At 66.6% G+C, this 11,834-nt stretch carries 13 protein-coding genes; 4 read left to right on the top strand and 9 right to left on the bottom strand.

What is annotated here, in order from left to right; genetic code table 11:
- Nucleotide 1 precedes the first annotated feature (1 nt).
- Both AC5RUO_RS03785 and AC5RUO_RS03780 read right to left on the bottom strand, forming a co-directional pair.
- Nucleotides 2-361: a VOC family protein gene (locus AC5RUO_RS03785; RefSeq protein ID WP_494010254.1), complete on the bottom strand. Its 360-nt coding sequence runs from the start codon at nt 359-361 to the stop codon at nt 2-4.
- Between the two features lie 228 nt (nt 362-589).
- Nucleotides 590-2,008, bottom strand: coding sequence for an MFS transporter (locus AC5RUO_RS03780; RefSeq protein ID WP_494051358.1), 1,419 nt, complete (start codon nt 2,006-2,008; stop codon nt 590-592).
- Between the two features lie 309 nt (nt 2,009-2,317).
- On the opposite strand from AC5RUO_RS03780, the gene AC5RUO_RS03775 reads away from it, so the two are divergent.
- From AC5RUO_RS03775 to AC5RUO_RS03760, 4 genes are all read left to right on the top strand, one after another.
- The gene (locus AC5RUO_RS03775) at nt 2,318-2,707 is read left to right on the top strand and encodes an Hpt domain-containing protein (protein WP_494010253.1); all 390 of its coding nucleotides are present in this window, start codon (nt 2,318-2,320) and stop codon (nt 2,705-2,707) included.
- 42 nt (nt 2,708-2,749) lie between these two features.
- Nucleotides 2,750-3,514, top strand: coding sequence for an SDR family oxidoreductase (locus AC5RUO_RS03770; RefSeq protein WP_494102856.1), 765 nt, complete (start codon nt 2,750-2,752; stop codon nt 3,512-3,514).
- Nucleotides 3,515-3,611: 97 nt separating this feature from the next.
- Entirely contained in the window at nt 3,612-4,361 is a 750-nt protein-coding gene (locus AC5RUO_RS03765; protein ID WP_494102855.1) for an ANTAR domain-containing protein, read from the top strand.
- 92 nt (nt 4,362-4,453) lie between these two features.
- The gene (locus AC5RUO_RS03760; RefSeq protein ID WP_494010250.1) at nt 4,454-4,621 is read left to right on the top strand and encodes a hypothetical protein; all 168 of its coding nucleotides are present in this window, start codon (nt 4,454-4,456) and stop codon (nt 4,619-4,621) included.
- An 11-nt stretch (nt 4,622-4,632) separates the two neighbouring features.
- On the opposite strand, the gene AC5RUO_RS03755 is transcribed toward AC5RUO_RS03760, so the two are convergent.
- The 7 genes from AC5RUO_RS03755 to AC5RUO_RS03725 all read right to left on the bottom strand — a co-directional run bounded on the left by AC5RUO_RS03755 (nt 4,633) and on the right by AC5RUO_RS03725 (nt 11,794).
- A complete protein-coding gene (locus tag AC5RUO_RS03755; protein WP_494010249.1) occupies nt 4,633-4,770 on the bottom strand; it encodes a hypothetical protein in 138 nt (45 codons plus the stop codon).
- A 100-nt stretch (nt 4,771-4,870) separates the two neighbouring features.
- Nucleotides 4,871-6,211, bottom strand: a complete 1,341-nt coding sequence (locus AC5RUO_RS03750; RefSeq protein ID WP_494010248.1) for a NosD domain-containing protein — start codon at nt 6,209-6,211, stop codon at nt 4,871-4,873.
- Between the two features lie 26 nt (nt 6,212-6,237).
- Nucleotides 6,238-7,179, bottom strand: a complete 942-nt coding sequence (locus AC5RUO_RS03745; protein ID WP_494102854.1) for a carbohydrate kinase family protein — start codon at nt 7,177-7,179, stop codon at nt 6,238-6,240.
- Nucleotides 7,180-7,214: 35 nt separating this feature from the next.
- Nucleotides 7,215-8,798: a glycoside hydrolase family 32 protein gene (locus AC5RUO_RS03740; protein ID WP_494102853.1), complete on the bottom strand. Its 1,584-nt coding sequence runs from the start codon at nt 8,796-8,798 to the stop codon at nt 7,215-7,217.
- A gap of 39 nt (nt 8,799-8,837) precedes the next feature.
- Entirely contained in the window at nt 8,838-9,890 is a 1,053-nt protein-coding gene (locus AC5RUO_RS03735) for a LacI family DNA-binding transcriptional regulator (protein WP_494102852.1), read from the bottom strand.
- A 66-nt stretch (nt 9,891-9,956) separates the two neighbouring features.
- Nucleotides 9,957-10,907, bottom strand: a complete 951-nt coding sequence (locus AC5RUO_RS03730; protein ID WP_494010244.1) for a carbohydrate ABC transporter permease — start codon at nt 10,905-10,907, stop codon at nt 9,957-9,959.
- The gene (locus AC5RUO_RS03725) at nt 10,907-11,794 is read right to left on the bottom strand and encodes a carbohydrate ABC transporter permease (protein ID WP_494010243.1); all 888 of its coding nucleotides are present in this window, start codon (nt 11,792-11,794) and stop codon (nt 10,907-10,909) included. The genes AC5RUO_RS03730 and AC5RUO_RS03725 overlap by 1 nt, the downstream gene beginning before the upstream one ends.
- Nucleotides 11,795-11,834 lie beyond the last annotated feature (40 nt).

Raw genomic sequence — 11,834 nt, 5'->3', positions numbered from 1 at the left:
CTCACGTTGCCGGCGGTTCGTGCAGGCCAAAGGCCGAGCCCTGATCGTCCTTGCACAGCTTGAACCTGCCGTACTCCGCGGCGCTGCTGTCGCTGTCGCCCAGGTCGGTGTCGTCCACGGAGCCGCCAAGTTCCCGCACCCGTGCGAGCGCCGCGTCCAGGTTGTCCACCTGGAAGAACAGGTAAGGCGACGCACCGGGGTCGCCGCCATGGATGCCCCCTGGGATTCCGGCCTTATGGATGGAGAAGCCGTTACCGGACGGTCCCGGGCTCAGGTCCCAGCCAAAAAGTTCCCCGTAGAATCGCTTGCCCCGCTCGGCGTCCTCCACGCCGATTTCAAAGAACACAGGTTCACCGGACATGTGTGCCTCCTCTGTTTGCATGCTGGAGCAAGAACCCTAGTCCTTTCGTGGCATGCCGGACAGTGGCGGGGAGAATTTCGGGCGAAAGTGGGGCACATTGACACGGACACGCCGGGCATCAAGATCTCAACACCGGCGGCAGGCAGCCAATGTGCCCCAGGACGGAGAACCAGGAAGTACGACGGCGGCCCGGGGCACGGCGTCGTCCCTCGCTGGAAAGGTGAGGCCTCAGCCCTCAGCGGGCTCGGATGCCTTGGCCTCCTCGGCCGCCTCGGCATACTCGGCCGAGACCCGCCGGTAGACCGGGGTGAAGAAGGCCAGCACGGCTGCGATGACCATGATGATCCCGGCCACCAGGAACACCAGGGCGATGCCGCGTGACGTGCCCTCGCCCAGCAGCGGTGCCAACTGGGCCGCCCCTTCGGTGGACCGCGCGTACGGGATGATCCAGAACTGGGCGATCGGCGCGATCAGGAACGCGGTGATGGGCGCTGCCGCCGACTCGAACGCCATGGCGAAGCCGAACACCCGGCCCTGCTTGGGCAGCGGCACCACCTGCTGGATGACCGTCTGCTCGGCCGCCTCCACCACGGGCACCAGGGTCAGATACAGCCAGATGCCCAGAACGTACAGCCAGGCCCACTCGCGCAGGGTGAACACCGCGCCGAGGAACCCCATCGCCACGACGGCGAAGAGCAGGGTCCGCAGCGGGTTGGCGCCGAGCCCGAACTTGCCGATCAGTGCCCCGCCCACCAGGAACCCGCTGGAGCCAACCGCCAGGAAGATGCCCCACAGCTCCACGGGGAACATCTCCAGGCCGTACGGGTCCATCAGGGCCATGTACACGCCGCCGATGAAGTTGTTGAACGTGGAGAACAGGATCAGCGCGAACAGCCCGCCAATGGCCAGGACTGCGGCGAGGGCGCCCCGGAGGTCGAAGCCGCCCTGGGCATCCGTGGCAGCCGCCCGCACTTCCTCGGGCATGTGCAGGGTGAGCAGGTGCGCGAAGGCGAGCGCCGTGAGGACGACGGCGACGGCGATGGTCCAGCCCATGCCCAGCAGCCCCACCGACAGCCCGGACAGCACCGAGGTGACCAGGAACATCAGCCCCTGCACCATGCCCACCATCCCATTCGCGTTGGCGCGCCGGTCCGGTTCGATGAGGATGGTGACGGTTGTGGACAGGGCAATGTTGCGCAGGTTCTCCACCACGGCGCCCACCAGGATGATCATGGTGAAGAGCCAGAACCAGGGCTGCCCCAGGTCCAGCAGCTGGGCTTCGGGTGTCAGCAGGAACATCACGCCGGACAGTACGAACATCAGCAGCGTGAAGACGGCGGCGAAGCGCATCACGGCCAGCTTGCGGTACCGGTCCACGAAAGTGCCAAAGCTGATGCTGGAGAGCGCAATCAGCAACATGTACGCACCGCCCACCACACCGGTGGCGATCACGTTGCGGGTCTCCAGGTACACCCAGAACGTCAGGGCGAACCACAGGTAGCTGGTGGTGATGTTGGCGACCCCCGTGTTGACCAGGATCCCCAGGAATGTGCGGGACCGTTGCTTCGGAGTCCGCACAGAGGTATCGACGGCGCCTGGATCGGCGAGGCGCGCGGCCTCGCCTTCCCCGTCCACCGCGTGAGCCATGGCGGGGTCGTCCGAAAAGCCTGCCCCGCCGTCGGGAGTAACTGCAGCACGGCCCCCGGCCGGTTCCTGCTCAGTCATGCGTCCCAGTGTAGTGAGAAGGAACCGGCGGCACACGGGGAAAAGCCCCCAATAAATTGGACACGGCTTCCATGAGGTGCAGCTCCGGCCGGACGGAAAATTCGAGTACCCACTACTCGTGTCCTGCGTACGGCATGGCCGTAGCGTCCTTTCTAGGCCTGGGGGCAGTCAGCGGTTCTTCTTCATGACGGGGAGGAGGGCCACTCGCTCCTGGTGAAGGGACAACTGCCGATGCAGGACGAAAACCTCCCCCGGCCCCTCCTTGACCCGTCCGTACTCCAACGGCTGCGCGCCGAACTGGACGACGACGAGAGCATCTGGCGGGTCTTCGTGGAGAACTACATCAAGGAACTGCCCGTAAGGACCGATCGCTTGCGGCTGACACTGACCACCGGGGACCTGCGCGGCGCGATGGATGCAGTGCTCAGCCTGAAAACCTCCAGCCAGATGGTGGGCGCCGAACGCCTGGCCGGCCTGGCGTTGAACCTCGAAAAGGGGCTGCGCCAGGACTCCTCCCGCGCCGATCCCGGCGTTGAGCTCCCCCACCTGGCGGCAGCCCACCTGCGGCGGATCATGCAGTGCAGCAAACAGACCATGTATGCCCTCCGTGCGCAGTTCTGACATGGACGGCAAGAGGCACCCCGCGGGCATAGGATTTTTCCTATGAGGATTGCCGTTGCAGGGGGAACCGGTACGGTCGGGCGCCACGTGGTGGAGCTCGCCAGGGAGCACGGCCATGACGTGGCCAGCTTGAGCCGTGCGGAAGGGGTGGACCTGGTCAGCGCCCGCGGGCTGGATGAGGCGCTTCGGGGCGTGGACACGGTGATCGACGTGTCCGGAATCAACAGCACGGCCACCAAAAAGGCCGTGGACTTTTTCACCAACGCCTCGCAGAACCTGCTGGCCGCGGAGAAGAAGGCCGGCGTGAAGCACCAGGTGGTGCTCTCGATCGTGGGCATCGACAAGGCCACCTCAGGCCTGTACGCAGGCAAGCTGGTGCAGGAGGACACTGTCCGGCACGGCGACGTGCCATGGACCCTGCTGCGGTCCACCCAGTTCCACGAGTTCGTGCCGCGCGTGGTGAAGACGGCCTCCGCCGGTCCTGTGGTGCTGGTGCCCAAGATGTTCACCCAGCCGGTGGCCGCCCGCGAAGTGGCCGAGGCCCTTCTGGCAGCGGCCGAGGCTGGGCCGCGGGGTCGCATCAGGGATCTGGGCGGCCCGCGGCTGGAGGAGCTCGACGGCCTGGTCCGCTCGTACCTGGACAGGACCGGCCAGCGGAAAAAGGTGGTGGAAGTCCCGCTTCCCGGCCCCATGGGAAAGGCCATGCGCAGCGGTGCGCTGATCCCGGCGCCGGGCGCCGCCGTCGGACGCCAGACCTTCCTGGAATGGCTGGAAGCAAGTAGCGGCAAGTACCGGCAGGAAAAGTAGAGTACCCACTACTCGTGCCCTGTCTTGGGGCGTCCCCCTAGATTCGTCTAAAGCCTGCTGCGGCGGGCGGGACCTGACGTTGAGTGGGGGAAGAAGCATGGCGGTACAGGCGGTATCCGGAGGCAAGCGGACGGGACACGCCGGTCTTCTGTTGGACCTGGTCACCGGCGCCGAGACGGACCTCGATTCAGTGCAGCGGCTGGCCGAGGCTGCCGCGGCGGCGCTCAGCGGTTCGGCCGGCGTGGACTGCGCCGCCACCCTGCACCGTGCGGGAACGCCGCCGGTGACGGCAGGGAGCACAGGCCCGGCGGAGTGCCTGGCATCCTCCGAGGAGCGGTACGGTGACGGGCCCATGATGCAGGCCGACGCGGGGCCGGTGCAGGTGGCAGCGGACGGTTCCTCCCAGCGGTGGGATGCATACCGACGGCGGCTGGTTGCGTCCGGCTACGGCGCTGCACTGGCGGTGCCGGTGGACGTGGGGGCGCGCGTTTCCTGCACCCTGGTGTTCCTGGGGCCGGAAGGTTTCGACTTCACCCCGGACATGGTCAGCGAGGCCACCAGGTTCGCCGGGGTGGCGTCGCAGAGCATGCAGCTGGCCTTGGAGGTGCGCAGCATCCGGTCCGCCGGCGACAACCTGAAAGCCGTGCTGGAAAGCCGCACCTCCATCGACGTGGCGTGCGGGGTTGTCATGGGCCAGACGCGATGCTCCTACACGGAGGCATTCAGTAAGCTCGCCGGGGTGTCCCGGCAGCGGAACCTGAAGGTCCGCACCGTGGCCGAGAACATCCTCAAAGCCCTGGGCGGCGGCTCGCCGGCAACACGGTTCGAGCCCCCGGCGCTGGCCTAGGGCCAGACCTCTTATGCGTGCCCGAGCCCCGTGGCAGCATCGCCGGACAACCGCGTAGGCTGTTCCAATCACTGCAACCGGAAGGTGGACGGATGAAGAATTTGGCGGTTGGGATCTTCATTCTCGCCGGGATCTGTTTCATCCTGGGGCTGGCAGTCGAAACACTGCGATTCCTCCTGGGAGTTGCCCCGGTACTGCTGATTGTCGCAGTTCTCCTGCTGCTCCTGCGCCGGTCCAGGGGACGCCGCATCCCCCGCTAACGGCCGCCGGCCTAGCGGGTCAGCACGAAAATGGCGATGGCCAGGCCGACCACCAGGACGGCGTTCACGACGACGTAGGGTGGGACGCCCCGCTTGGCTTCTGTGGCCATCCTGCGGCGCCCGTGCTTGCGATTAATTACCTCTGCCATGCCCCGAATCTATGCAGCCCCCGGGGCCGGCACCCGCGTAATGCCTACTCGTTTTACTAAACCCCACTACGTACTTCCCGCATCCTGCGGGCTTCCCCTCCTACAAACCGATCGTCGGGGTGGCCCTGAAGGCGTTGGCGGTTTTGTCCAGGACAACCTGGGCGTCGCTTCCGGAATCAAGGACGGTGTTCCGGGCTGATGCGGGATCGACCATGACGGTTGTGACGGCGAGGCCCTCGGACGCTTCGGTTGTCAGCAGGGCGTCCACCTGGGCGGCGAAGCAGGAGTCACTCGACTTGGCGGAGACGTCCATGGCCACCACATGGTTGGTGGAGACAAAGTTGCCTGCCCCCGTGGCCAGCCGGATGATGACAGGCGTGGCACCCGCCGGCCGGATGCTCTCCGAGTCGATGACCTCGGAGAAGTGGTTGCCCACCACGGAGTTGTTGCTGCCGCTGATGCTGATGAGCCCGGTGGAGTCGTCCAGTCCGTTGTCCACTCCCAGGAATGGGGTCCAGGGCTCGTGGTCGCGGAGGAAGTGGTTCGTGGCCACGAGGTTTTCCGAGCTGTTGTCCTCGAGGAGCACCATCCCCGGGTAGAAGGAATGCAGGCGGTTGTTGGTGACGCTGGAACGGGTGACCCCTTTGAAGTGGACGCTGCTCGCGCCCCGGGGGAAGACGTTGTTCGCGGTGATCAGGAGCCCGCCGTGGTTTTCGGCGTAGATCGAGTGGCCCTTGAAGCCGGCCCCCACCAGGTTGTCCGTGATCTTTGAGGCCTGTCCCCAGCCCCGCAGTTCAATGCAGCTTCCGCATTCGGCAATGAAGTTGTCGTGGATGGACAGCGCGTCCGCGTGGTAGATGGTGAGGGCGTGCTCCAGGTAGACGAACCCCATGCCGGTGACGCGGAAAGAGTCGTTGGCACTCGCGGCATAGATGCCGGTCTTGCCGTTGACGTAGGTGTTTTCCGCATGCAGCTCCGAGCCGTCCGGGGTGAAGTGCAGCCCGTCGATGCAGAAGTTGGAGAACTCCACTGAGCTGATCCGCGGGCTTCCGCTCCGCTCGATGTAGAAGGCGGCGCCCTTGGCTTCCTCCCCGTCTTCGGCCGGCGGGAGGTCCACGATGATCCGGCTTCCGCCGGGCCACAGCTCGTGCAGGTCCGGCCATTCGTCGTCGGGCACGTTGAAGCGGATGCTCGACGACGTGAAGCCGTGCCCCGAACCCTCGATCCGGAGGAAGCTGACGTCGACCAGCACCTGGGTGCGAAGGTGGTAGTCCCCCGGCGGAAGGTAGATCACCGCGCCCGGCTTGCCGCCGTCATTCACGTCGGCGGCGGCCTGCCGTTCCTTGATGTCGGCGATGATGCTGTTGATGACTTCACCCACGTCCTTGGCCGGATTGCCGACCGGCCACGTGGTTACGTCGTAGTAGTTGTTGCTTGGCATGGGCTCTTCCCTTTGTGTCCTGTCTTTCATGGTGCCACCGTTTGATGCGCCGGGAGCCCGGCCTGCAGTTCCTCCGCCGTCGGCGGGTTGGCGCCGGGGCGGCTGACCGTGATGGCCGCTGCCCTGGAGGCCATCCGGCCCAGCGACTCCAGCACGGACGGCGCCAGCCCGTCCGCCCCGCGCATGAGGAGTCCGTAGACCAGGGCTGACATATAGGAGTCGCCGGCGCCGATGGTGTCCGCCACTTCCGCAGCGACCGGGGGTACGGCCACCTGCGCGCCTGCCGTGGTGAGCAGGGATCCGTCAGCTCCGCTGGTGACGGCGACGAGCCCTGCCCCCAGGTCCAGGATGCGCTGTGAGATGTCCTCCAGGGACAGCCGCGGGTAGAGCCACAGTGCGTCCTCGTCGCTGAGTTTGACCACCTCCGTGAACGGGACGAGTTCCTCGAAGATGGTCTTCGCCTCGAAGTGGCTGCCGAGCAGGGCAGGTCGGATGTTGGGATCGTAGGTGACCATGCAGCGCCGGTGTGACTGCTCAAGAAGTTCCCTGACCGCAGCCGCCCCCGGGGCCAGGAAGGTGGCGATGGAGCCGGTGTGCAGGACTTTGGGCAGCGTCGCCGGGGCGATCCGCGGAAGGTCCCAGCGGATGTCGAAGTCATAGCGCGCCGACCCGTCGGACGCCAGGGTCGCCGTCGCCGTGGCGGTCCGGCGGCCTGGCCCCTTGGAACCGGGCAGGAGTTCGACGCCGGCGCTGTGCAGGTGCTGCTCGATGGCCGCGCCGCGCGGGTCGTCACCGATCGAGGTCAGCAACCCGGTGGCGGCACCCAGCCGCCCGAGCCCGTAGGCCACGTTTGCCGGTGACCCGCCGGGGTGCTCCACGGTGCCCGCGGACGAGACGACGATGTCCACAAGGGCTTCACCGACTACTACGACGTCAAGGCCCGGTTGGGGGTCATCGTTCGTGTACATTTCTTCGGACCTTTCCTGGATTGCCCATCCTGCCGTCAGGCAAGGGTTGAGACCGTGAGTTTCCGGACTGTTGCCGGGCCTCCCCCGGCCGCCAGCCAGTTCTCCTGGCTTCCGGCGTCAGGGAAGATAAGGTCGGTCAGGACCACCGCCCCGCCCTGCGCAAAGACCTCCACCGAGCAATGGTCGACGACGATCTGCAGCTTGAGCACGCCGTCCTCCAGGACCAGCGGCGCTGACTCCACGGACGAAAACTTTTCGTGGAAGCCCGTGTCCCCTGACCGGCGGCGGTCCAGGACGAGCCGGCCGGTGGCGGCGTTGTAGCCCAGCACCGTGCCCGCGCTTCCGTCCACGCTGGCGAACAGATGGAAGGCCACGTGCTCAGCTCTGCCGGGCAGGATCTCCGCCTCGATAACCTGGGCGCTGCCAGGTGCCGCAGCCGGCAGCCGCAGGACCGAGTCCTGCAGTTCGAACGCTTCCGCGATGATCTGCTCCGCGACTGCGGGCCGCCCCCCTACGGCAGGGTGGCCGGGCAGGACAGGCTGCTGCACCAGGCGGGCGGAGCCGCTGGCTGCAGACAGGCGCACTTCGCGGGCCAGGGTCATCGAGGACCGCCAGGGGGCGGTGGGCAGCTGGTTGGCGTAGTCCCAGTTGTTCATCCAGCCGATGATGATGCGCCGCCCATCGGGGATGTTGCTGAAGGAGACGGAGGCATAGCAGTCGCGCCCCCAGTCCAGCCACAGGCATTGCTGCAGGGCGGCAGCGGCTGCGGCGGAATCACCCAGGGCGCTGACCCCGGCCGGCGCCGCAACTGAAGAGGAGTCCGGGACGAACCGGGCGCCGTCGAACTGGCCCACGAAGTACTGGCCTCCGGAACCTCCCGCCACCGCACCCGGGTTGACGTTGACGATCAGGACCCATTTGACGTTGTCCTGGTCCCCGTCCACGGCAAGGGGAAAGAGATCGGGGCATTCCCATTCGCCCTGGTCTGCGTTCATGGGGCCAAAGTGGCTGAGGAAGTCCCAGGTCTTGAGGTCGTCCGAACGGTAGAAGACCACCTTCTGGTGCTGCGCTTCGACGGCCACCATGATCCAGCAGGGGCCTTGCCCGCCCGCGTAGCGGAAGACTTTGGGGTCGCGGAAGTGCGCGGAGTTCCGGGTGAGGACAGGATTTCCGCCGTACTTCTGCCACGTCATGCCGGCGTCGGTGCTGTAGGCCAGGGACTGCGCCTGTGTGCCGGAGTGTTCGGACGCGGCCTTGTAGGCGCTGGTGTAGATGGCCACGATGGCAGGTGCGTCCGCGGTGCCGAAGCCGGACGTGTTTCCGTGGTCCACCACCACGCTGCCGGAGTAGATGTCCTCGGTTTCGTCGCAGGCAATAGCCACGGGGTGTTCCGTCCAGTGGAGCAGGTCACGGGAGGTGGCGTGGCCCCAGGACATGTTCCCCCACACGTTGCCATACGGGTTGTTCTGGAAGAAGAGGTGGTAGAGGCCGTCGTGGAAGACCAGGCCGTTGGGGTCGTTCAGCCAGGTGTCCCGGGCCGTGAAGTGGATGGCGGGACGGAACCTGGCGGTCCCGGCCGGAGGTGTTTCCGGGCGTGCGGCATCAAGGAAGGTGGACATGTTGGTGCGGTCCTCTTGGAAAGTGGAAGGGGCTGGCTGCTAGGGCCGGGGAGCCGCGATGGAATCGCGACGCACCAGCGGGCAGCCCAGGATGGTCGGGTGGAATGCCATGAGGGTCAGGTCTGTCTTCCCTTCGACGGCGTCAATCAGGTGCTCGGTGGCCCAGGCACCCATCTCGTAGTGGGGCAGGGCCACGGTGGTGAGGCCCGGGTGGAGGTTGGCGGCGATCAGTTCCTGGTCATCGAAGCCGACTACCGAAAGGTCGCCGGGGATGCTGAGTCCCAGCTCGGCGGCGGCGCGGTAGGCTCCCATCGCCATCCGGTCGTTGTAGCAGAACAGTGCCGTAGGCATGTCGGCGCGGTCCTTGCGTGCCAGGATCCGCCGGGCCGCCTCGTAGCCGCCGTGCACTTCGGAAACCTCGGACTCGACAGGTGCCGCGTCGCCGTCGAGCCCTGCTTCGGTCAGCATGGCCCGGAAGGCCTGGAGCCGCTGGCGGGTGGCGGGGACATCGTCAGTGTTGTTGATGAAGCCCACCCGGGTGTGGCCCGCTTCGAGGAGCGCGCCCACGGCGGCGCGTGCACCACCGTCCTCGTCCGGGATCACGGCTGTGATGTTTCCGCCTTTGGCCACCGAGTCCACCAGCACGGAGGGCACGCTGCCGAGGTTGGCCGGCAGCTCAACGTTGCGGTGGTACATGGTGGCGTAGAGGATGCCGTCCACCCGGCGTTCCAGGAGGGCTTCGACGTCGGCCTGCCGGGATTCGAGGCTCGCCGAGCCGGAGGTGTTGATGATCATGAGGCCGTACCCCCGGGCCTTCGCGGCCTCGTCGGCGCCAAGGATGATGCGGCCGGCGTGGGGCGTCGTGGCAATATCCTCGCTCACCAGGCCCAGCATGCCGGTCCGCTGCGTGCGCAGGGCCTGGGCCAGGCGGTTGGGGCCGTAGCCGAGCTGCTCGGCGGCGGACTTGACCTTGTCCCTGGTTTCGGGGCTGATCCGGGCGTAGGAAACGTCGTTGAGCACGTGGGAGACAGTTGTCACGGAAACGCCGGCGGCGACGGCCACGTCCTTGATGCCGATGTTCTTGTTGCTCATCTGTGTCCCACGTCCTTATGGTTTGTCCGGTATGAGTAGGCTACCGACGAATGTCGGTTCCCCTGGCTAGCCCTTGACGGCGCCGAGCGTCATGCCCGCCACGATCTTGCGCTGCAGGAGGAGCGTCAGCAGGATGACCGGGATGGAGTAGACGGCGGCCAGGGCCGTCATGGATCCCCAGTCCAGGCCGAACTGGGTCTGGAAATTCGCGATTACCACGGGCGTTGTCTGCGAGCGGATGGCCGTCATCAGGAGGGCGAAGAGGAACTCGTTCCAGGAGGCCAGGAAGGCGAAGATCGCCGTGACGGCGATGCCGCCGGAGACCACCGGGATGACCACCCGCCACAGCGCGCCGAGCCTGCTGCACCCGTCCACGGTTGCCGCCTCCTCCAGGTCTTTCGGGACCGCTTCGAAGAAGCTGGACATTAGCCAGATGGAGAGCGGCAGGGAGATGGTGGTGTGGGCGATGGACAGCGCGATGGGTGTGTCGGCCAGGCCCACGGATCCCATCATGGAGGCCAGCGGAATGCCGATTGCCACCGGCGGGACCATGCGCGTCACCAGGGCGGCCATGATGAAAATCCGGCCGCTGAGCGTCTTGTACCGGGTGATGCCGTAGGCGGCGGGAACCGCCAGAACCAGGGAGAGCACGGTGCTGATGATGGCCGTCTGGATGCTGTTGATGAACGACGCCGGCACGCCGCTGCGGCCCAGCGCGTTGGCGTAGTTCTCCAGCGTCCACTCCCGCGGAAGGATGGTGGGCGGCACCGCAATGGTGTCGATCGGGGTTTTGAAGGACGTGAACAGCAGGTACAGGAACGGGAATCCGTAGAGCACCATGGCGGCCGCGAGGAGGACCCACAGCAGGGTGCGGGTGCTGCGCCGGCCGGCCTCCAGCCCTTCCCGGTTAACGCCGCGGCGCTTGCGGGGACGGACGACGGCGGGTGCTGCGGAAGGTGCCGCAGCCGCCCTGGCCGGGGTCCCGCCGTCGTGCGTGGTTTTTTCGGCGACGCGCATCAGTTGTCCTTTCCTGGCCGCCAGATGGTGGACACCGCGACGAACGCGACGGCCAGCATCGCCAGCAGGTAGATGGTGCCCATGGCGCTGGCCAGGCCCGGATCGCCGAAGCGGATCATGGTGCGGTAGATCAGCAGGCTCATGGTTTCCGAGGCGGACTGCGGGCCGCCGTTGGTTTGGATGAGGATGGTGTCAAAGGCCCTGGCCGCGTCGATGCCGCGGACCACCAGTGCGACGGCGATGACCGGCCGCAGCAGCGGAAGGATAATCCGGAACAGCAGGGCCGGCGCCCGGGCACCGTCCAGCCGTGCGGCTTCGATGAGGTCGCCGGGGATGTTCTGCAGTCCGGCGAAGAGCACCAGGCACATGAACGAGGTGGTCAGCCAGATGTCCGGGATGGCCACCGAATAGAGCACGATGCCGGGGTCGGACAGCCAGCCGATTTGGTTGGGGTTGTCCAGGATACCGGCCTGGTGCAGGAGCGTTCCGATGAGGCCGAAGTTGTCGATCATCAGGAACTTCCAGAGCAGGCCTGCCACGATCGGGGCGATCATGAGCGGGTACATGAACACCGTCCGCCAGATCTGGGAGCTGCGGCCCAGCATAGTGAACAGCAGGGCCATGCCCAGGCCGAGGGCGAACTCGAGGGTGACCACCACCAGGGTGTAGGCCAGGGTCCGCCAGCCCGCTCCCGTGAAGGCCTCCGATGCGAAGGCGCGGAAGTAGTTGTCCAGGCCCACGAAGTCGCGGGGGCCGCCGGCGATCGGGGAGATTTTGAAGAAGCTGTCCGCCACCAGGCGGAACAGCGGGAAGGCCACGAATATTGCCAGGAACAGCGCCGCTGGTGTCATCAGGAACAATGCGAAGCGGCGGTCGGAGATGCGCACGGTTTTCTCTTCCGCTGGTTGGGGCCGCGGCCGGCACCGG

The organism is Arthrobacter sp. Y3221087 (assembly GCF_059089905.1).
The sequence above is the reverse complement of the archived record's forward strand: the minus strand, read 5'-3'. Positions and strand labels throughout refer to the sequence as shown.